Here is a 20,342-nt window from a genome sequence, read left to right as displayed (position 1 = left end):
ATCAACTACACTTAAGCCGATAGGTGTGCTTATATAAGCACACCTCCATACTGTTTTAAGAGGTAGGCTTGTGAAGCAAGTGCAGTTGATAAAGCTCGATAACCTTAATCTTGGAATCAACCAAGTACTGTCATCATCAGAACACAAAGAGCTCGAACTCTTCTTTTTTCTGCCTAAAGAAATGCGTATTGGTCCAAAAACACTGAGTGAAGAACAAGTGTTTTATCGGTCTATTCGTAGTAAACGTTTCTATAGCTCAGATGAGCAACATATCGTTAATTTAGAAGGGCAATTTGAAAAGCTTAAAAAGCGGATAAACGGCGACTATCGTCTGCATTTAAATTTGATTATGTATCAAATAACCACCGCCATTGAAAATGACATTACGAACTTTTATCAGGCACTAGAAGCGGAGGGTGATAAAGCTGGAGAAAAACAGTTATTAGACTCTACCAAACATCTACTTGCACAGTTTCGCACTTTAAGGCCTGATGACGAAAGACGAAACAGTTACTTTGCCCAAGCAGATAATTACTTGTCTTGGTTTTGTGAGCAGTTGTTCTTAAAAGTTATCTCAGAACACAATGACTCAGCCATGTTACTAAAACAGAGAAGCAAAATTTTAGCATTTTGTGCTCAAGAAGCTGAGCATCGTGCAGAGCTTAAATACAACACCAAAAAGACCATTAAAAACCCCAATCGAATCTCTAACAAGATGATCCTCATTCGACGTGTTCTTCAGCAAGGAGTGGAATTAAAAGAAGAGTTGAAGGTATTAGGCTCAGGATTAAAGCGAATAACGACGGGTATGGCTATGGCTTTAGTGATGTTATTTATTACCGTGCTCGTGTTACAAGCTAAGGATGAATTCAGTAATTTGACCATCGCATTTGTGATCTCAATGGCGCTGATTTATGGCTTGCGAGAAATCTTTAAAGATGACGTTAAAGATGTTTTGTGGAGAAGCGTGCAGAAAGGCCGACCTAAGTGGAGCCGAAAGCTCATTGATACGACGAACAAACAAGTGATGGTCAATGAAAAAATTTGGTTAGAATATCTAAGACATAGTGAGGTACCTGACCCTGTTAAAACCATTTTGAGCATGAGACATGTGCAGAATAGGATAGAGTCTCAAACCTTATTTTACCGCTTACAAAGTAATGTGACAGCTAAAGATTTCCCTGAAGGTTATCAAGAAATTAAAGAGCAAATTCAGTTTAGTTTTTTGCCCTTTATTCAATATCTGCAAAAAGGAAAAGCCAAACTTTATAGTCAATCAAATGGTGAAATAGACGTAAAGCCCGTAGAGAGAAGGTACCAGATCAATTTGATTATGGTCGAAAAGCATCACCATTCTAAAAAGGTGTACCGGAGATTTAAAGTCACGCTTAATCGGGAAGAAATCATCAGCGTTACTGAGGCTGAAATACCTTAATGCGTATCGGTTGAAGAATATCACCACTCGCAAAATTGAGTGGTGATATAAGGTTCATAGTAAAGATGAAAGTGTGTCAGCGATTTCAGTATTATCTTGTGAGCCTACAAACAATTGTGATGCAGGACCTTTTGCAAAGACTTGAACATCAACAGCAGTGTGATCATCTGTTGTCCAGCCAGTGTTACTGCGTTTATTTACAAGATCAATGATGGCCATTGCGAAGTGTTGTTCATCTTGAGTATGAGCTTTAGATAGCGCTTTCCATTCATCCTTTTTAGGTTCAAAACCAATGAGCTTCGCAAAACCTGTTTTCCACTGCTTTTGAGAGATCAATTGTCTAGCAATGGTCATTGGGCTGGCTTTGATCTTATGAAGTACGTCAGGGTTCCAAGATTTTTTATTGTTGGCTCCTACAGTTAGACCGCCGGTGTCATGATCTGCTGTAGCAACCATCAAGGTATCGGGGTGCTTTCGAATGTAGGTTTCAACCACTTCCAACGTGCGAGCGAATTCATCCATTTCACCCATGGTGGTAGCGATATCATTGGCATGTCCGGCCCAATCGATAATGCTGCCTTCAATAAGTAAAACAAAGCCATCGCTATGCTGTGATAATAGCTCTAATGACTTTTGCGTCATTTTACTCAGCTGATGACCATTTGGGTTATCAATCACCCAAGGAAGTTGAACGTCAGCGAATAAACCAAGTACCTTACCACTGTGTACATCATTGAGCTTGTCGAAGTTTTCTAAAACTTGATAACCTTTCTTTTTAAATTGAGCTAATAAGCTTTTATCAAAGTAGCGTTGACCGCCACCCATGATCACATCAGCGCCAGAGTCCAAGTAATCTTCAGCGATTTGCTCATAGTTTTTACGACTTTCATTATGGCTTAAAAAACTAGCCGGTGTCGCATGGTTTACCTGTGATGTCACCGTGATACCAATAGCTTTACCATCTTTCTTAGCTTTCTCTAACAGCGTCTCCATTGGGCGTTTATCGGTATCCATACCAATCGCACCATTGTAGGTTTTTACCCCAGTAGAAAGTGCAGTTGCAGCGGCAGCAGAATCCGTAACATAACCACTCATTCTAGCTGGAGCTGTGCGAGCCATACCAACCAGTAAGCGATCAAAGACAGTGGTTTCTACTTCTTCAGTATTTGGGTTGTCTTTGTAGTAACGATAAGCCGTGGTATAGGCTGGCCCCATACCATCACCAATAATATAAATGATATTCTTTGGTGTCTTTGGTGTTTCTGTAGGTGTTTCGTTCGCGGCTAATACACTCAATGGCGCTAGCAATGCTATCGCCATAAGTCCCTTAATGGTTTGATTAAGCATCTTTATCTCTCTTTAAGCCGAGTTTCTATTGAATCAAATAACATGCCCGTAATGCTTACGTCATAAGCGGCTTCAATTTCTTTTATGCAAGTTGGGCTAGTAACATTAATTTCAGTTAGCTTATCACCGATAACGTCAATACCAACAAAAATGAGTCCGCGCTTCTTTAGCTCAGGCCCAAGTGAACGTGCGATATTCCAGTCACTTTCAGACAGTGGTTGTGGTTGAGCTCTACCACCTGCAGCGAGGTTACCGCGAGTTTCACCGTTTTGTGGGATACGAGCCAGTGCGTAAGGAACGGGTTCACCATCTACGATTAAAATGCGCTTATCACCTTCGGTAATTTCAGGAATAAATGCTTGAACCATGGCATAGGTTTGTCCATGGTTAGTTAATGTCTCAATGATGACACCAAGATTTGGGTCGTTTGGTTTTACTCGGAAGATTGAACTGCCACCCATACCATCTAATGGCTTTAAAATGATGTCTTCATGTTCAGCGTAAAACGCACGTATACGTTGACTGTCTCGGGTCACAAGTGTTGTTGGTGTATGCTCCGGAAACCATGCTGTAAATAATTTTTCGTTGGCGTCACGTAAACTCTGTGGCTTGTTAACAATCAAAGTACCTTTATCTTCAGCACGCTCTAACATGTAAGTGGCATAGATGAATTCGGTATCAAATGGTGGATCTTTACGCATCAAAATAACATCAAGATCTGCCATCGCATTATTTTGTGGCTCACCAAGTTCAAACCATGATTCAGCGTTATCTGTTACGGTTAACGGCTTCATGTTCGCCACAGCATCACCATCGACGAGTGCAAGATCTTGCATTTCCATGTAATACAGTTGGTAACCACGTTTTTGGGCTGCCATTAACATAGCAAAGCTTGAATCTTTCTTTATATTGATATCTTGAATGGGATCCATCACGATGCCAAGTTTAATCATTGTTATAGTTCCTTTAGATCTTACAGATCGCCAAATTTGAGTTGTAGTGCACTTATGACCGTTAAAGCGGCTGTTTCAGTTCGTAAAATACGAGGGCCCAGTAAAATATCGGTAAATTGATATTGTTCAGTCATATCAATTTCTTCTTTGGATAAACCACCCTCAGGACCAATAAGAAGACGTACTCTATTATTTTCAAGTGTTAAGCCATTGATACCGTGGTTGGCTCTTGGGTGAAGGTTCAATTTTAATGCATCTGACTCTTCGGCACACCAAGCTTCAAGTGATATGGCTGGACGAACTTCAGGTACGACACTTCGGCCTGATTGCTCGCAAGCACTCTGCACTATTTTTTGCCATTGTTGTTGTTTTTTCGCTAAGCGATCGCCAGTGAGTTTGACACCGCATCGTTCTGAAAACAGGGGAGTGATAGTGGTAACGCCAAGTTCTACCGATTTTTGCAATGTAAAATCCATGCGGTCACCGCGAGAAATTACTTGCCCTAGGTGCAACTTTAATGGAGATTCAGTTGGGTTTTCCGTCGCTTCTATGATGCGGACTGAAACATTTTTTTTCGAAGCTTCAATGATTTCGGCTAGATAGTCGTGACCATCACCGTTAAAGAGGGAGACTTTATCTCCTGTGTGCATTCGTAAAACTCGCCCGATATGGGCAGCAGGATCATCATCTAATAAAGTACTTTGGCCAACAGCTAAGCTGCCGGCCTGATAAACTCTTGGTATTCTCATTTACTAAAATTATTGGCATCACAAGCATCCGAAACAAAATGGTTATGGTTTCCTTGAATGCTTGCAACGACGTTATCTCGTATGCATTCTGATTGCTTAACAGGATACATTTTATTCCATGCATTGAACAAGTTTAATTGTTTACTTGAAAGACGATAGCGAGGATATGTTTCGCTCATGTACAAGTATGTTCTCGCAATGGCACCTCGACTGTATTCAGGTGGTTGAACACGGCTGTTTGCAAAGTCGACAATCATATCGCACTGGCCATATTGAGGGTTAGAAGGTTTTTCAGAGGTCCATTGTGAAAAAGAGTAATTACTTCTGTCACCATTAACTTCGCCGATGGCAGGCACTAGGTTATGCATGTCAGAAGCCATTATATTAAAGTCATCACTGGTTTTGGTGCAATTAGCGCGTGCTGAAGTGTCTCCGACTGTCTTCCAACAACCCAGTTGGTGACCAAAATCCCAAGCAGCAACAATGTGCTCCCATTCGATGCGGTTCGCTCGAGTTTGTTGCTTTCTCACTTTATAACCGCATGAATCTAGGTCTGGATCCCACTTTTTTGAATCTGCATTGAACTCACAACCGCAATAAAACGTTTTTGGTTCTAATTGGCTGGGATATAACTTGGTTAAACGTGTTTTTGCTTGAGAAAATGATGTTGGACGATCAGTGGCATAACTTTGATTGGTAAAACTGAGTGCTACGACAGCACATACAGCAAAAGCTGTAATAAACTTATTAGACGGCATAACGGCTACCGAAAACGACTTTAAGGTGATTAAATTTTATGCTCTTATCAGAGGTTTAGCAATTTTAAAGTTTTAGAACAAATTCGACATCGATATTGGGCTTGACTACGGATGACTTTATTGTGACGTCGAATGCCTAATTCAACGACACCACAACCGCATTGATAAGCGATCTTTGTTTGTGGTCTAGAATGTACTTCAAAGCTATGAGTTGTCTTAGGTTTGAGGCTATAAAGCGTTTGCATCATTGAGCGCCATTCGATGCCATGTGGCTTTACTCGTCCAAAAACGTGATGGCAAAGTAAGTGACAGATTTCATGCGGAACGACTTCATCAATAAAGTCTTGCTGGTTGCTTTCGAGCATGCTGGCATTCAAGCGAATTTTATTCAGTTGAAGATGAGCCATACCAGCGCTTCTACCACGCAATTTAAAGGATATTTCTGGGCGAGGGAAAGGTCGTTTAAATTGTTGCTCGGCAATTTGATAACAATATTCAACTTTATCTATCGCTTGTTGTTGCCATTGGCTCATCGTAATTAATGCAGGTCAATTTGAAAGAGATGGTTATTCCATCTCTTCCCATTCGATCCCCATTGCTTCCATGAGCTTTTTGGCTTCCGAAGGAATGCTGTCAGGCTGAGTCTTTGATAGATCGTTATCGTTCGGTAGAGGTTGGCCTGTGTAGGCATGTAAAAACGCTTCGCAAAGTAATTCACTGTTGGTCGCATGGCGCAAGTTATTTACTTGTCGGCGTGTTCGCTCATCAGTCAGTACTTTCAATACTTTTAATGGAATTGAGACAGTGACTTTTTTTACTTGCTCACTCTTTTTTCCATGCTCAGCGTAAGGGCTGATATATTCTCCATTCCATTTAGTCATTGACTCACCTGTATTGATGCTAATAAATAATTCGAGGTCGGCAAATTTTAAAGCCTAAAAACTCACAGTCAAATTATTGCACTAATTGTATGGTTAAGACAAACTTTTAGAAGTCTATACTGCTAATATTTCTTGACCAGTGGTTGAATAAAAACTAGTCTAGACGTCTAGACATCCTTGGTTTTGAGGCGACAGGTGAAATCAACAACGACAATAGCAGTCAGAAACGGCTTAGAAACAGACATTCAGTATGGCTCTGTTGTTCCTCCAATGCACCTATCAACGAATTATTGTTTTGATGGTGGGTTATCTCCAAGGGAGTTTGATTACAGCCGAAGTGGTAACCCAACCAGAACGTTACTTGCTGATACTCTCGCTAAGCTTGAAAAAGGGGCTGGCGCTATCATCACCAATACCGGAATGTCCGCCATCACTCTGGTGCTGCAATTACTCAAACCGCACGACTTGCTGATCGTTCCTCATGACAGCTATGGAGGAAGCTTACGTTTATTTAAAGCGTTTGCTGATAAGGGCTGTTTTAAGCTCGAAATTATCGACCAAACCCAAGACGAACAAATACAGTCTGCGGTAGCTAAGCAACCCAAAATGGTGTGGCTTGAAACGCCAAGTAACCCATTACTTCGGATTGTTGATATTCAAAAGGTTGCTAATATGATCAAAGGAAGTCATACATTACTTGTGGTTGATAATACGTTTTTGTCGCCTCTTCTACAGCAGCCATTATGTTTAGGGGCTGACATCATTGTTCATTCCACCACTAAATATATTAATGGTCACAGTGATGTTGTTGGTGGAGCCGTGATAGCTAAGACGGATGATCTTAGTGAAACCCTATGCTGGTGGGGAAATACATTAGGGCTGACAGGTGGTGCTTTTGACGCATACCAAACACTAAGAGGCGTGAGAACGTTACCGCTTCGTATAAAACAGCACGAACAAAATGCAAAGAAAGTTGTTAACATACTGAGTGAACATCATGCTGTTTCACAACTCTATTATCCTGGGCTTGAAAACCACAATGGTCATGAAATCGCCAAAAAACAACAGAGTGGCTTTGGTGGCATGGTAAGTTTTGAATTAAAAGGCGATCATAATGCTCTAATTCAATTCGTACATCGTTTACAATTGTTCTCGCTTGCTGAAAGCTTAGGTGGTGTAGAGAGTCTAGTTTGTGTTCCTGCGTTAATGACTCATCGTTCTATGGATAATGATGCACAAGTGAAGGCGGGCATTAAGCCGACTTTGATCCGTTTATCGATTGGCGTCGAAGATGGTGACGATTTAGCTACTGATTTGAAACAAGCTTTAGATACAGTTTTACTCGGAGACAAGGATTAATGACGATTAGTCACTTACATAAATTTGGCGGTTCAAGTTTAGCAGATGCTGACGGTTACCGACGTGTAGCGCATATTTTGCTCACACAAGGAAATGCCAATGATATGGTGGTTGTATCTGCAGCGGGTAAATCAACCAACAAGCTTTATCAGTTATTAGAGTTTCAGCACAGTCGCCGTTTATGGCTGCAATCATTACAGGAGCTGATTGAATATCAACAACACCTAGCTGAAGATTTATTGGATAACAATAATGCTCAATTATTTCGTGAGCGTTTGGCGACCGACGGTATGGAGCTATCGAGCTTGCTGTCACAAGAACAGTTAACAGAATACGATAAAAATCAGCTTGTTGCGTTTGGTGAAGTCTGGTCTGCAAGATTGTTAGCCGCTTATTTAAAACAAAATGATGTTGCCTCTAAAGCCATTGATAGTCGTAAAGTTCTGCTCGCTGAAAACGATGTTGTTGCCCGAGTAAAAACCGATGAATCCAGATTCAATGTTCAACAAGTTATTGAGCTTAACCCTGCAACAAGATTAATTTTTACTGGTTTTATTTGTGGTGACGCTGAAGGTAATACTCTGCTGTTAGGTCGCAATGGCTCAGATTACAGTGCGAGCTTATTAGCCAGCTATGCTGATGTTGAACAAATTACCATTTGGACCGATGTGGAAGGGGTGTTTAATGCTGACCCCAATAAAATTACGGATGCCAAATTATTAGCGTCTTTGTCTTTAAGTGAAGCTGATCGGCTTGCTAAATTAGGTTCCCCTGTGCTTCACAGTCGAACACTGCAACCGCTTTTTGGTAGTAATGCTCGGTTGGCTGTTCGATCAAGTTTTGCATCGCATACTCAATACACTCAAATTGAACCTGACAGTGCCGCTGCATGTGAGCCAGTGATCACCAGTCTGCCACAAGTTGAATTACTCCAATTACAAAGTGATTTAGAGCCTAAAAGTATTCATTTGATGTTGGAGCAGCATGGGGTTAGCCCACTTGCCTGGTGGATTCATACCAATAATAAGTTTGAGCTGGCAACTACGACGGAGAATAAAGCGAAGTTATTAACGTTGTTAGAACCACTTTGTAGTGAAAATACTCAGGTTAGTGTGACGTCAAGGTTTGGATTAGTCGCATTAGTGAGTCAAGACTCGTTGGAGCATCGCCATGGTTTTTCGAGGTTATTAACTCGGCATTCAAAGCCAATTTTTCAAGATTCGAACAGTTTGGTTGCGCTAGTACCTAAAGCTGAAGTTGATAGTTTATCTTTTAAAGTTCATCGACGCTGTACTGCAGCTAAGAAACGTTTCGGTGTTGTGGTATTTGGCTTAGGCAATATCGGTAAAACTTGGACGAAACTGTTTAAGACTCGTTTTTTAAAGCTCGAAAAACAACTTAAAATTAAGTTAGATATTGCAGGTTTGGTATCAACGAATCATTGTTTGGTTTCAGATAGCGCCATTGATTTGTCAAATTGGGAGCATAACTTAAATCAGCATGGACAGCCTTGGCGATATGATGAACTCTTAACTCAATTAGATGCGTTAACTTACGATGAACTTATCGTTTTGGACATTACCGCCAGTGCCAGCTTAACTTTAAAATATTCAGAGTTTTTACAGCGTGGCATTCACCTTGTGAGTGCAAATAAGTTGGCGGGTTCAGGTCCACTTACGTTTTATAAAGAGCTGAAATATCAGTTGCAAAGTCGACGTCTGTTTTGGCGTTATAATGCGAGCTGTGGTGCAGGGCTACCAATTCAGACGACATTGGCTGAGCTCAAAAATGGTGGTGACGATATTCATAGTGTAGGAGGCATATTCTCAGGCACTCTGTGTTGGCTGTTTGAGCATTATGACGACAGTGAGCCTTTTTCATCACTCGTATTAAAAGCCAAGTCACAAGGCATTACAGAGCCAGATCCTAGAGATGATCTTTCCGGCAGAGATATGCAGCGAAAGTTGTTAATTTTGGCTCGAGAATTAGGAATGAATCTAGAGCTCAGTGATATTGAGCTGGAATCATTGGTCCCAGCACATCTCGTGCACGTCTCTAAACAAGAGTTTCTTGAGCGTATTGATGAAATCGATGGATCGATCAAAGGTCAATGGGCTGCAGCTCAGAGCCAACAAAAGGTATTGCGTTATATTGCCAAGATTGAGCTCAATAATAACTCAGTTAACGCAAAGGTGGCTTTAGAAAGAGTTGATAACACACACCCTTATGCAAACCTAACGCCTGGCGATAATATCTTTGTCATTGAAAGTGAATTTTACAAAGGTACGCCACTGATCATCAGAGGGCCCGGTGCTGGTCGAGAGGTGACTGCTGCTGCCATTCAGACCGATCTCGTACAAATTTGCCGAGACTTAATGCTAGATTGATTGTATAAAGAACCAGTAGAGGCTGATTAGAGTAGGCCTCTATTTTATACAGCTGCTCAAGTTTTCCTACAAAGCGTTATTTTTCCCTATTGATTATTCTCCAATGGTTGCACCTTCCTTATGCTTTTTCGTACCCATTTTTGATAATGGTCTATTTTCTTTTATGAATTATCAGAAACACTAATTGAATAAACGTTTAAAAAATAACCTTGACATCATCAATATTCTCCGTCATATTTCTATTTAGACGTCTAAACGTCCATTTAACTTTAACATAGGGTAGATTATGGCATTCCATCATGCACAACACTCATCGTTGCTCAATCAAAATCTTGCTGAGCATAATGGTGACATCAATGTGTCGTTTGAGTTTTTTCCTCCAGCAAACTCAGAGATGGAGCAAATGCTTTGGAAGTCTATTCTGCGTTTATCACCTTTGGACCCAAAATTTGTTTCAGTAACGTATGGAGCATTGAGTGGCGTGCGAGATAGAACCCACAATGTGATTGAACGTATCCAGAATGAGACGAGCTTAGTTGCAGCTCCGCACTTAACATTGATTGATGCCGATGACTGTGAATTAAGAGAATTAGCCAAGCAATACTGGAATTCTGGCATTGACCATATTGTCGCATTGAGGGGAGATATACCTGAGGGGTACGAGAATCCACAGCGTTATGCTTCTGATTTAGTGGCTCTACTGCGCTCTGTAGCCGATTTTGATATATCTGTGGCTGCTTACCCTGAAGTCCACCCTGATGCTTTGAATGCCCAATCGGATTTGGTCAACCTAAAGCGGAAAGTTGAAGCTGGTGCTTCACGAGCGATTACTCAATTTTTCTTTGATATTGAAACGTATCTTAGATTCAGAGATCGTTGCGCTGCGGCTGGAATAGAAGTTGAAATTGTACCGGGGATATTGCCAGTAACGAATTTTCAGCAATTGAAAAAATTTGCAGGCATCACCAATGTTTCAATCCCTGATTGGCTACATCATCAATTTTCGGGTTTAGATAATGACCCTGAAACAAGGCAATTAGTCGGAGCAAACATCGCTATTGATATGGTGAAAGTATTGGCTCGAGAAGGGGTTAAAGACTTTCATTTTTATACACTGAATCGCCCAGAACTCACATACGCTATTTGTCATACTCTGGGCATTCGTCCGCAGAAAGTGGCTTAATTATTTAATAAAGGGTTCAGCATCATCATTATTTGATCTCAACAACTAATAGGTCTATATCATGACCACTTAGGTTTATGTCTTGATGCGGCTTCAACCCTTCTGATTTTGGGAGATAACTGGGAATATCTTTCTTTAAAGGGATAATCTTTGAAGTTCCATCTTGATAATGGATTTTTATCGTTCCATCTTGTTTGGGAATAATCACTCGAGCAGTTTGATGGGTGTGATATTCGAGGTGGCCACTTTCACAGAGTGTCGTCTTCCAAGACTTTACATCTTGCTGTTCGAAGAAAGTGTGTCGATGAGTTTGGCAATTTGAGTGGGCTGAGGCCTGAAAAGATAAAACGGCAAACAGTGGCAAAAATAACGTGGCTAATTTCATTACGTGATCCTCTTGAGAGTTATTGCTCATTACAGTGATTCTTTTCTCTCTTGTGCCGAGATGGCAGGGTAGAGTACTTAATCACTAGAGTCAGTATTAGTAATGGTTTAGCGTGGATGTCGTAGAACAACAAGAAATTATTGGAATAATTAATGTGGTATTGCTGGTTGAGGCAATACCACAGTTATTAAGAAACTATTTCTCTTCTTTCAGCCACTGAGCGACGCGTTTGGCAAAGTAGGTGAGGATACCGTCAGCACCTGCACGTTTAAAGCAAAGTAGAGATTCCATAATAATTGGCTTTTCTGCTAGCCAACCATTTTGAATTGCCGCCATATGCATTGCGTATTCACCACTGACTTGATAAGCAAAAGTTGGCACTTTGAATTCAGACTTCACTATTCTGACGACATCAAGATATGGCATACCTGGTTTTACCATAACCATGTCTGCACCTTCTTCTATATCCATAGCGACTTCATGTAACGCTTCGTCAATATTGGCTGGATCCATTTGGTAGCTATGTTTATTGCCACCTTTAAGGTTGCCAGCAGAACCAACTGCATCACGAAATGGTCCGTAATAATTTGAAGAGTATTTAGCTGAGTAAGCCATGATTTGTGTGTTTACATGGCCTGCAGATTCTAGGGCCTCACGAATTGCTCCGATTCTACCATCCATCATATCTGAAGGACCCACCATGTCGGCACCGGCCTCAGCATGCGATAAAGCTTGTTTTACCAACACCTCAGTAGTCACGTCATTGATGATATAACCTTCCTCATCAATGATGCCGTCTTGGCCGTGTGTCGTGAATGGGTCTAAAGCAACATCAGTCATAATGCCCAATTCAGGGTGAGCAGCTTTAAGTGCTCGAACGGTTCGCTGAACCAAACCGTTAGAATTATAAGCTTCTTCAGCCATGAGTGATTTTTTATCGGCAGGGGTGACAGGGAAAATTGCAATCAGTGGAATACCTAATTCGACGAGTTCTTCAGCTTCTTTTAATAGCAGATCTAACGTGTAACGTTTAACCCCTGGCATAGAAGCTACATCTTCAGTGCGGTTTTCGCCCTCTAAAACGAACATTGGGTAGATTAAGTCACTGACCGTAAGTTGATTTTCGGCCATTAAACGTCGACTAAAATCGTGTTTGCGCATGCGACGCATTCTACGTCTAGGGAAAGCGCTTGAAACTATATTCACGGTAAACTCCTAATTATTAACTTCAGCTTCAACTTCAGCGAACTGTTCAAGCTTAAAAGTAAACTCTTGAACCTGATCTCTACCATTATCTTTTGCATGATAAAGGGCTTTATCAGCTTGCTCGAACATCACTCTAGCATGAGCATCGTCAGTGACGATATCGGCGACTAAACCAATACTCACTGTAAGAAATATATTATTATCCTGCCAGCGAATCGCATGATCATGAATGTTGCGGCGTATCTTCTCAGCCACCACTTTTGCACCTTTAGCATCGGTACTTGGTAGCAGTAATGCGAATTCTTCACCGCCATAACGAGCGACAATGTCTGAAGGGCGCAGCAATTCTGACTTTATTGAATCGGCAACATATTTTAGAGCCTGATCACCAGCAAAATGACCATAAGTATCATTAATAAGTTTAAACTTATCGATATCAAGCATCATAATCGCAAGTGGCGTTTGTTGGCGACGACTCAATTTAGCTTCAGCAAGTAGCTTCTTATCAAAAGCGTTTCGATTTTTAACGCCTGTTAATGTATCAATTGAAGATTGTTCTTTAAGTCTGTCATGAGCTTCATTGAGCTCTCTATATGCAAACTCAAGCTCAAGGGTACGCTCTTGAACCATGTGTTCTAATTGATCTTTATTTTGGATTTCTGAATTTAGCGCATCTTCTCGTGCTTGCTTAATTCGCTCAGCTTGTACTAGTGCTTTTTGCTGAATTCTCATTTTTTCTTTACGTTCGTCATGATACCGAATCGCAAGAATCAGAGTCATCACAAGTATCTCTACGGTTAAGCCATAGATAACGGGAACTTGAGGTGCAACAGATAAAGAAATTATTCCTAAATACACTAGGCAAGTAGCGCCTGCACCGAACATAATTGCAGACCATCCTAGGGAATAAAGTTTAGCAAGTTTATGGCCTTTGATTGCTTGAATAACGGTTAGGACCATCAGCACGATAACGACAGCTAAGACGGCGTTTACTTCGATCAAAAGTGCTAACTTGTAACTGATAAATTGCGATAAGGTTGCAATGAAAATACTGACTAAAGCCCCAATTCTGCAGAATTTAAGCATAAAATAATTTTGTTTTTTAAGCTTAAGGATTTTTTCTGTCAGCAATAAAGCAAAGGCCAGTGCAATGGGAATAAGTGCCGGTAATGAGTGAGCTTGGAGAAAAGGAGATTCTGGCCATAAGTATTTATACGAAAGCCCATCTATCGTGGCAATAACTAAGGTCATACTCAACACATAGCCAGAGAAATATCCGTAGCTGAATGAGCGAGTCACGAAAGCGAAGAATAGGCTAAAAATCCCGATACCGACTAGTGAGCCTAAGTGAACACCAACGGCAATTGGTAGGTTATCAAACTTTTCAAAATAGTATTCTGCAGAGCCTAATACTAACGGTATATGAGCACTACCTTGTGTATTTATTTTCAGATAGATATCGTGAATTTGTCCTCTTTTAAGTTCAATTGGATAATAAAATTGAATTTTTTTAATTGGACGATCTGAGAATGGGTAACTGTCTCCCATCACTTGTTTATCTGAAAGCCGACCATTGATGTAATGATAAATTTCAATGTGATCAATGTGTGGATTACCAATTTCAAGAATCCGTTTAATTGAGTCTTCAGGAGTAGTTAATTTGAATTGAAGCCAATAATTATGGGCGCCAATCATTTGAGTATCAGAGGTTTGTTTTGCTCGCCAATAAATATTCGATTCAGCAATGACTTGTTCGATATCTTTGATATCGTTATGCTCAAGCACGTACGTTTTACCGTCTAAATCTAATGGTTCATTGCCAGAGACTGATATTGGCGTAATATTAGCGGCAAAGGCAAGAGTTTGAGTCAAACATAGTAAACAAAATAGGAATAAACGACTCATACTTGAAATTACTCCAACCCAAAAAAATCCATTGTATTGTCAAAGCATTGTTTAGCCAAGAATTCTTTGTTTTGTTGCCTCAGGTTGGCTACTGTGTCAGCAATATGAGGTAAGTATTTTGGATAGTTTGTATTCGATTTAGGCTTGGGTTTTAAATTTCTTGGCAACAGATATGGACTGTCAGTTTCAAGCATCAAACGGTCGTTAGGAATATACTTAACACACTCAGCAAGTGCTTGCCCTCTGCGTTCATCGCATACCCAACCTGTTACACCGATAAATAGATCGAGTTCAAGGCAGTCTTCAAGTTGAGATCTTGAGCCTGTAAAGCAGTGTAAAACGGCTTTAGAAAGTTGAGGTCGATACTGTTTTATTAATTGAATAAATTCATTATGCGCATCTCTGCAATGCATATATATTGGCATTTGAGTTTGAACCGCAATTTCGAGTTGAGATTCAAATGCTTTGAGTTGCTGGTCTGGTGTTGAAAAATTGCGATTAAAATCTAAGCCACATTCTCCAACTGCAATAATGGAATCATGCCTTAAAAGCGCTAAGAGCTCTTCTGAACTTTGATCAGACCATTGACTGGCATAATGTGGATGTACACCCGCTGTTCCAAATAAAGTATTAGGATACTGTTTGCAACAAGCTGCTACTTTCGCACTTTCATCAAGGTTGCTACCAACAATGATTTGCTTTTCAACGGCTGCATCATGAGCTTCTTGAAGTACGGTTTCGATTTGATGCTCAAGTTTGCTGCTAATCAAGTTGACAGCAATGTCGATATAACGAGTCATTACACTTTATTTAACGCGTTTTACGCGAATCGTCGAATTTCGTTCAGGTGTGCCTAAAATAAACGAGCCGAGTGCTCCTCTCTTGATATAAGCTTTTTGTCCTGATTTTAGTTTGAATCGTTTAGTTTCACTTTGTTTCCAAACTTGACCATTTTCAAATGTAATAGTCAGTTTTCCATGCAGATTTTTAGAAACTTTTGCAACAGTCAATTCTACTCGCTCTAATTGTTTACCTGTTGGTTTAGTGATGCCAAATGACTCGGTTGTTTGTCCACGTGTTTCAAACTGATCTGAAGACGACGTTTCTGCTTCAGAATTGGTTTTACCAAAGCTGGCTTCAGGCGAACTGACTTTAGGGCTTATACCTTTGGCCAAGTTGTCAAAGCAAATTAATCTGTCTAATTTGTCTGAAACTGTAGCGCATTTTTGGATATCTTGTTCAACACCTGCAAAGGCTGACGTCGATAATAAAAATAGAGTAGGGATCCATATCTTATTCATTTTAATTCTCCTTCTCATGCCACGTAATTATCGAGGCAAGATGCTGTTATTTGAGTCTTGATCTGAATCGTCAGAAGACGTTTCTTCATCAGGCTTCTTTTTATAAAAACGAGCAGCCAACAAACCACCTTCAAACAAGAGTAACATAGGTACAGCCAACATTGTTTGAGAAATAATATCTGGTGGTGTTAGCAGCATGCCAACAACAAAAGCACCTACAATGATATAAGGTCGTTTCTTTTTCAAATCTTCAACTGTCGTGACACCAGCCCAGCAAAGTAGTACTACACCAATTGGGATCTCAAAAGCTAAACCGAAAGCAAAGAAAAGCTTAAGAACAAAATCTAAGTAACTGTTGATGTCAGTTGCAATGTGAACGCCTTCAGGCGCTACACTGGTAAAAAAACCAAAAACAACTGGGAATACTACGAAGTAGGCAAAGGCAATCCCAAGATAAAACAGTAAGGTACTACTAAATAAAAGCGGTGCTACGAGCTTTTTTTCATGTTTATACAATCCGGGGGCAATGAATGACCAGATTTGAAAAAGCACATAAGGAATGGCAATAAAAAACGATAAAATGAGGGTTAATTTAAAAGGTGCAAAAAACGGAGCGGTAACATCAGTCGCAATCATACTCCCAGTAGCGGGCATGTTACTCATTAATGGGATGGCCAAAAAATGATAGATATCTTGCGCCCAGTAAACGAGGCAGATAAACACCAATAAAATACTACCAATTGCACGTAAAACTTTAGTTCGTAACTCCAGCAAGTGGCTAATTAGAGGTTGCTGCTCTGCCATAGTTTATCCGTTTTTTTTGGTCTCTTTTTCAGAAGAGATTGCCGTTATTTTTTCGTCAGTTTTTTCTGTTGAAGCTTCTGACGTTGAAGTCGCTTCTTCAGTCGCTTTATAAGGGCGATTTACTGACTCCGCGGCTTCTTTCAATTTATCAATAGACTCTTGAAGCTCAGGGGACAAGTTAGCTAGCCCCTTGTTTTCAGCCTCTTTAAGATCTTTGTGTAACTGCTCGACATTAAGCTCATGCTCAAGTTCCTCTTTTACAGAGTTAACCATGCGCTTTATGGTTCTAATCCAGCTAGCTACCGTTTTCACTGCGACCGGTAGACGCTCTGGCCCCAATACCACAAGACCAATAATGCCTATCAGCAACAGCTCCATAAAGCCGATGCCATCGAACATGATAAGTTACACCTGTTCTTTTTCTTTCGTTTCAGCTTTAGCTTCAGTTTCTACTGTCTTTTCAGCTGAAGCTGTCTCGTCAGTAATGGCTTTTTTGTCATCGTCAGCCATTGCCTTTTTAAACCCTTTTACTGCATCACCTAAATCACCGCCGATGTTGCGTAATTTCTTAGTTCCAAATAATAACACTACAATTACCGCAATAATTAGTAACTGCCAAATGCTGATACCACCCATGAAATGTTTCCTCTTTCTACGGTTAATTTAATTTCGTGGTCTAGAGAACCATCCTACTATCCAGAGAACTGCTCCAGCACCTAAACTGATTTGTGACACTAATGGTGTCACATCTTGGTTAAACAAAATCGTGCCACAGATCAATAAAACTGCAGATGTGATCAACAAAAAGTTACTTTTGTGTAACTGGCGTTGATGACTCAGATATTGATTGAGCATATCTTGCTGCGAACCAACGAGTTTTCGCCCTAATTTTAAATTGTCATATACCAATTCGGGCAGCTCAGGAAGCTTTTCAACCCAAAATGGAAAATTCGCTTTGGTTTTTTTTGCGAAAGCTTTTGCCCCAGCTTGCTCAGACATCCATTTCTCTAAAAATGGTTTTGCTGTCTGCCACAAATCAAGTTGTGGATATAATTGTCTTCCTAACCCCTCAATATACAGCAAGGTCTTCTGTAAAAGAATTAATTGAGGCTGAACAACCAGTTCAAATTGTCGTGCCGTACGGAATAATTCCAATAAAACATGTCCAAATGAGATTTCATCCAGAGGTTTATTGAACATTGGCTCACACATGGCTTTTACAGCTTGTTCAAATGCAACCATATCGGTATTCTTTGAGACCCATCCAGATTCAATATAAAGCTGAGCAATTCGTTCATAATCGCGATTAAAAAAGGCGAGGAAGTTTTGGGCGAGATAATTCTTATCAGCTTCACTCAATGTCCCCATAATGCCGCAATCTAAACCAATGTAGTATGGGTTTTCGGGATGTTCTTTTGAGATAAAGATGTTTCCAGGGTGCATATCAGCATGAAAAAAGTTATCTCGGAACACTTGAGTGAAAAATAGCTCAACGCCACGCTCAGCCAATAGTTTGAAATTTGTGTTTTGAGCGCTTAGCTCTTCGATATTGGATACTGGAATACCATCGATACGTTCCATTACCATCAAACGTTTATGACACAGTTCTTCATAAACATACGGAATATACAGAGCATCAGAATTTAAGAAGTTATTCCGTAATTTTATTGCATTCAGGGCTTCAAGCTTTAAGTTAAGCTCTCCTAGAATGGTATTTTTATAATCAGCAATCACCTCAGCAGGGCGAAAACGACGATTGTCTTTTAATAGCTTCTCAAGCGTCGTTGCCACTTGTTCCATCAACTGTAAATCCGCTTTAATTTGCGACTCAACATTGGGGCGAAGCACTTTTAGAACGACAGATTTTCTGTTTGATTTTAAGGTGGCACAATGTACTTGAGCAATAGAGGCTGAAGCTAGAGGTTTTGCTTCAAAATCATCAAATAAGTTCTCAATAGGCTCGCCAAGTTCTTTTTCAATGGCTTGTCTCGCAAGGCTTGAATCAAATGGTGGTACTCGATCTTGTAAAACTGCCAGCTCTTCGGCCCATTCATCGCTCAGAAGATCTCGTCGAGTCGAAAGCATTTGTCCAAGTTTGATATAAACAGGGCCTAGCGCAATCATTGCTAAACGAAATCGTTCACCGCCGGAAAGCTCTTTGTGTTGATTGCGTAACCAAAAGAACATTGCCCGAAGCAGCTTAAAATACCATGGTTTGAGTTTACTCGGTAAGAGTTCGTCAACACCGTATTGTAAAAAGGTCTTGATGACAAAATAGCCGCGGTTGATCCCTGATATGCTCATACTGAGTTATTGTCCCTTAAGCTTGCTATGCGCTTTTCTAAACGGGTTACATCAGCAGTTAAATCTTCAAGTTGATCACAGTGTTGAATGTACTCAAGACGATGTGGTGCTAATTGATACTCTTCAACTGCGAGTTCTGTGAGATGCGTTGTTGTGCCTTTGGAAATGGATTTCAGTTTATCCGTAAATTGATTGAAGCCACTTTGCAAAAAATGTGCAGGTACATCACCAATATACTTCGATATAGGTTCGATAAGATTAAAGTCGAGCTTTTCTAGATAAGCGCTGAATTGTTGAAGGATATTGATGTCACCTTCGATTGTGAGTTTATCGGCTTTAATTAGATCAGTCAGGCTTTGGCCTTGACGAATTTTGGATAAAGTACTTAAATCTGTTTTTAAAGAGACATCAGGCTTAGCTTCATAGTGAGACAGCACCAAAATCTCATCGTTACAAATAAAGAATAATGGCCAAGGTAGCTGGTTCAAGCGAATTTCAATGACTTTGTTATTCAACACCTGCAACTCATCTTGCAAGTGCGGATTGAGTTTGTTTAATTGTGCTAAAGACGCTTCAATTACAGAAGTGCACAGTAAAGCCATTTTTTGCTGCATTAGCCTACCTTAAAACTTATAACCACGGTGAAGCGCCACAACGCCATCGGTCAAATTGGTATAGTCGACTTGTTCTAAACCTGCATCAATCATCATCTGTTTTAAGGTTTCTTGATCAGGGTGCATGCGGATGGATTCGGCCAAATATTCATAGCTGTCTGCATCATTAGTGATCAGTTTTCCCATTTGCGGGATCACTTTAAAACTGTATAAATCGTACACCTTTTTCATAATATCGTGCTTAGGTGTTGAGAACTCGAGTATTAATAACTTACCGCCAGGCTTGAGCACTCTCTGCATTGAGCGCAACGCTGCATTTTTATCTGTTACATTACGTAAACCAAACGCAATAGTAATAATATCAAAGTGATTATCAGGAAATGGCAAAGCTTCGGCATTGGCTTGCACATAACTTACGTTGCCTACAATGCCTCTATCACGCAACTTGTCACGGCCCACTTTTAACATTGAGTCATTAATATCAGCTAAAGTTACTGAGCCTTGTGGTCCAACAATACGAGAGAATTTTGCCGTTAAATCGCCTGTACCACCTGCAAGGTCAAGGATTTTCATGCCAGGTCGAGCCGCTGCAGTTTCAATGGTGAATCGTTTCCAGAAACGATGAACACCAAATGACATCACATCATTCATAATGTCGTATTTAGCCGCAACTGAATGAAAAACATCGGCCACTAAATCTGCTTTTTTATCAGCATCAACGGTTTTATAGCCGAAATGAGTTTGCTTTGATCCATTATCAGACATTGAAAA

21 protein-coding genes are annotated in these 20,342 nt (G+C 40.4%); 4 read left to right on the top strand and 17 right to left on the bottom strand.

Going from position 1 to position 20,342, the window contains the following annotated elements; translation table 11 throughout:
• The first annotated feature begins 70 nt into the window (after positions 1-70).
• Positions 71-1,435, top strand: coding sequence for a hypothetical protein (locus tag AC1EU2_RS04895; RefSeq protein WP_480296865.1), 1,365 nt, complete (start codon positions 71-73; stop codon positions 1,433-1,435).
• Between the two features lie 54 nt (positions 1,436-1,489).
• Here AC1EU2_RS04895 and AC1EU2_RS04890 read toward each other — a convergent pair whose 3' ends face one another.
• Genes AC1EU2_RS04890 through metJ form a run of 6 tightly spaced genes read right to left on the bottom strand, consistent with a single transcriptional unit; the run spans position 1,490 to position 6,123 of the window.
• Positions 1,490-2,782, bottom strand: coding sequence for an alkaline phosphatase (locus AC1EU2_RS04890; protein WP_480296864.1), 1,293 nt, complete (start codon positions 2,780-2,782; stop codon positions 1,490-1,492).
• Positions 2,783-2,784: 2 nt separating this feature from the next.
• On the bottom strand, positions 2,785-3,735 hold the full coding sequence (gene gshB, locus AC1EU2_RS04885; protein WP_480296863.1) for a glutathione synthase: 951 nt from the start codon (positions 3,733-3,735) through the stop codon (positions 2,785-2,787).
• Between the two features lie 20 nt (positions 3,736-3,755).
• Complete coding sequence (gene rsmE / locus AC1EU2_RS04880) at positions 3,756-4,484, bottom strand: 16S rRNA (uracil(1498)-N(3))-methyltransferase (RefSeq protein WP_480296862.1); 729 nt, start codon at positions 4,482-4,484, stop codon at positions 3,756-3,758.
• Complete coding sequence (locus AC1EU2_RS04875) at positions 4,481-5,242, bottom strand: endonuclease (RefSeq protein WP_480296861.1); 762 nt, start codon at positions 5,240-5,242, stop codon at positions 4,481-4,483. Before AC1EU2_RS04875 ends, rsmE begins: the two co-directional genes overlap by 4 nt.
• Positions 5,243-5,289: 47 nt before the next feature.
• Entirely contained in the window at positions 5,290-5,775 is a 486-nt protein-coding gene (locus tag AC1EU2_RS04870) for a SprT family zinc-dependent metalloprotease (protein ID WP_480296860.1), read from the bottom strand.
• 33 nt (positions 5,776-5,808) lie between these two features.
• Entirely contained in the window at positions 5,809-6,123 is a 315-nt protein-coding gene (metJ, locus tag AC1EU2_RS04865; protein ID WP_129948567.1) for a met regulon transcriptional regulator MetJ, read from the bottom strand.
• Between the two features lie 195 nt (positions 6,124-6,318).
• Here metJ and metB point away from each other — a divergent pair, with 195 nt between their 5' ends.
• From metB to metF, 3 genes are all read left to right on the top strand, one after another.
• Positions 6,319-7,482, top strand: a complete 1,164-nt coding sequence (gene metB, locus AC1EU2_RS04860) for a cystathionine gamma-synthase (protein WP_480296859.1) — start codon at positions 6,319-6,321, stop codon at positions 7,480-7,482.
• Positions 7,482-9,869 carry a bifunctional aspartate kinase/homoserine dehydrogenase II gene (metL, locus tag AC1EU2_RS04855; protein ID WP_480296858.1) on the top strand — a complete coding sequence of 796 codons (2,388 nt, stop codon included), beginning with the start codon at positions 7,482-7,484 and terminating at the stop codon, positions 9,867-9,869. Before metB ends, metL begins: the two co-directional genes overlap by 1 nt.
• Before the next feature lie 286 nt (positions 9,870-10,155).
• On the top strand, positions 10,156-11,052 hold the full coding sequence (gene metF / locus AC1EU2_RS04850) for a methylenetetrahydrofolate reductase (protein WP_480296857.1): 897 nt from the start codon (positions 10,156-10,158) through the stop codon (positions 11,050-11,052).
• A 28-nt stretch (positions 11,053-11,080) separates the two neighbouring features.
• Here the strand turns inward: metF and AC1EU2_RS04845 are convergent, their stop codons facing one another.
• The 11 genes from AC1EU2_RS04845 to ubiE form a co-directional block, all read right to left on the bottom strand.
• On the bottom strand, positions 11,081-11,437 hold the full coding sequence (locus AC1EU2_RS04845) for a cupin domain-containing protein (RefSeq protein ID WP_480296856.1): 357 nt from the start codon (positions 11,435-11,437) through the stop codon (positions 11,081-11,083).
• Positions 11,438-11,632: 195 nt separating this feature from the next.
• Positions 11,633-12,643 (bottom strand): porphobilinogen synthase, encoded by a 1,011-nt coding sequence (gene hemB, locus AC1EU2_RS04840; RefSeq protein ID WP_480296855.1) that lies wholly within the window; start codon positions 12,641-12,643, stop codon positions 11,633-11,635.
• Between the two features lie 9 nt (positions 12,644-12,652).
• Positions 12,653-14,548: a sensor domain-containing diguanylate cyclase gene (locus AC1EU2_RS04835; RefSeq protein ID WP_480296854.1), complete on the bottom strand. Its 1,896-nt coding sequence runs from the start codon at positions 14,546-14,548 to the stop codon at positions 12,653-12,655.
• An 8-nt stretch (positions 14,549-14,556) separates the two neighbouring features.
• Positions 14,557-15,348: a TatD family hydrolase gene (locus AC1EU2_RS04830; protein WP_480296853.1), complete on the bottom strand. Its 792-nt coding sequence runs from the start codon at positions 15,346-15,348 to the stop codon at positions 14,557-14,559.
• 6 nt (positions 15,349-15,354) lie between these two features.
• A complete protein-coding gene (locus AC1EU2_RS04825) occupies positions 15,355-15,849 on the bottom strand; it encodes a hypothetical protein (protein ID WP_480296852.1) in 495 nt (164 codons plus the stop codon).
• A gap of 27 nt (positions 15,850-15,876) precedes the next feature.
• Positions 15,877-16,653, bottom strand: a complete 777-nt coding sequence (gene tatC, locus AC1EU2_RS04820; protein ID WP_480296851.1) for a twin-arginine translocase subunit TatC — start codon at positions 16,651-16,653, stop codon at positions 15,877-15,879.
• A gap of 3 nt (positions 16,654-16,656) precedes the next feature.
• Positions 16,657-17,052, bottom strand: coding sequence for a Sec-independent protein translocase protein TatB (gene tatB, locus AC1EU2_RS04815; RefSeq protein ID WP_480296850.1), 396 nt, complete (start codon positions 17,050-17,052; stop codon positions 16,657-16,659).
• Positions 17,053-17,058: 6 nt separating this feature from the next.
• Positions 17,059-17,289 (bottom strand): Sec-independent protein translocase subunit TatA, encoded by a 231-nt coding sequence (gene tatA / locus AC1EU2_RS04810; protein WP_129948556.1) that lies wholly within the window; start codon positions 17,287-17,289, stop codon positions 17,059-17,061.
• Positions 17,290-17,316: 27 nt separating this feature from the next.
• Entirely contained in the window at positions 17,317-18,957 is a 1,641-nt protein-coding gene (ubiB, locus tag AC1EU2_RS04805) for a ubiquinone biosynthesis regulatory protein kinase UbiB (RefSeq protein ID WP_480296849.1), read from the bottom strand.
• Positions 18,954-19,571, bottom strand: a complete 618-nt coding sequence (locus tag AC1EU2_RS04800) for a ubiquinone biosynthesis accessory factor UbiJ (RefSeq protein WP_480296848.1) — start codon at positions 19,569-19,571, stop codon at positions 18,954-18,956. Before AC1EU2_RS04800 ends, ubiB begins: the two co-directional genes overlap by 4 nt.
• Positions 19,572-19,580: 9 nt before the next feature.
• Positions 19,581-20,336: a bifunctional demethylmenaquinone methyltransferase/2-methoxy-6-polyprenyl-1,4-benzoquinol methylase UbiE gene (gene ubiE, locus AC1EU2_RS04795; protein ID WP_480296847.1), complete on the bottom strand. Its 756-nt coding sequence runs from the start codon at positions 20,334-20,336 to the stop codon at positions 19,581-19,583.
• Between the last annotated feature and the right edge of the window lie 6 nt (positions 20,337-20,342).

This window comes from Parashewanella sp. 2304DJ23-3 (genome assembly GCF_056591695.1).
This window is presented reverse-complemented; position numbering and strand designations above follow the sequence as displayed.

Coding starts and splice junctions, on each gene's coding strand:
- AC1EU2_RS04875 (WP_480296861.1), bottom strand. CDS start 5,242: ATGCCGTCTAATAAGTTTATTACAGCTTTTGCTGTATGTGCTGTCGTA.
- tatA (WP_129948556.1), bottom strand. CDS start 17,289: ATGGGTGGTATCAGCATTTGGCAGTTACTAATTATTGCGGTAATTGTA.
- rsmE (WP_480296862.1), bottom strand. CDS start 4,484: ATGAGAATACCAAGAGTTTATCAGGCCGGCAGCTTAGCTGTTGGCCAA.
- tatC (WP_480296851.1), bottom strand. CDS start 16,653: ATGGCAGAGCAGCAACCTCTAATTAGCCACTTGCTGGAGTTACGAACT.
- AC1EU2_RS04830 (WP_480296853.1), bottom strand. CDS start 15,348: ATGACTCGTTATATCGACATTGCTGTCAACTTGATTAGCAGCAAACTT.
- AC1EU2_RS04825 (WP_480296852.1), bottom strand. CDS start 15,849: ATGAATAAGATATGGATCCCTACTCTATTTTTATTATCGACGTCAGCC.
- tatB (WP_480296850.1), bottom strand. CDS start 17,052: ATGTTCGATGGCATCGGCTTTATGGAGCTGTTGCTGATAGGCATTATT.
- AC1EU2_RS04890 (WP_480296864.1), bottom strand. CDS start 2,782: ATGCTTAATCAAACCATTAAGGGACTTATGGCGATAGCATTGCTAGCG.
- metJ (WP_129948567.1), bottom strand. CDS start 6,123: ATGACTAAATGGAATGGAGAATATATCAGCCCTTACGCTGAGCATGGA.
- metF (WP_480296857.1), top strand. CDS start 10,156: ATGGCATTCCATCATGCACAACACTCATCGTTGCTCAATCAAAATCTT.
- ubiB (WP_480296849.1), bottom strand. CDS start 18,957: ATGAGCATATCAGGGATCAACCGCGGCTATTTTGTCATCAAGACCTTT.
- AC1EU2_RS04870 (WP_480296860.1), bottom strand. CDS start 5,775: ATGAGCCAATGGCAACAACAAGCGATAGATAAAGTTGAATATTGTTAT.
- AC1EU2_RS04835 (WP_480296854.1), bottom strand. CDS start 14,548: ATGAGTCGTTTATTCCTATTTTGTTTACTATGTTTGACTCAAACTCTT.
- ubiE (WP_480296847.1), bottom strand. CDS start 20,336: ATGTCTGATAATGGATCAAAGCAAACTCATTTCGGCTATAAAACCGTT.
- gshB (WP_480296863.1), bottom strand. CDS start 3,735: ATGATTAAACTTGGCATCGTGATGGATCCCATTCAAGATATCAATATA.
- AC1EU2_RS04845 (WP_480296856.1), bottom strand. CDS start 11,437: ATGAAATTAGCCACGTTATTTTTGCCACTGTTTGCCGTTTTATCTTTT.
- AC1EU2_RS04800 (WP_480296848.1), bottom strand. CDS start 19,571: ATGCAGCAAAAAATGGCTTTACTGTGCACTTCTGTAATTGAAGCGTCT.
- metL (WP_480296858.1), top strand. CDS start 7,482: ATGACGATTAGTCACTTACATAAATTTGGCGGTTCAAGTTTAGCAGAT.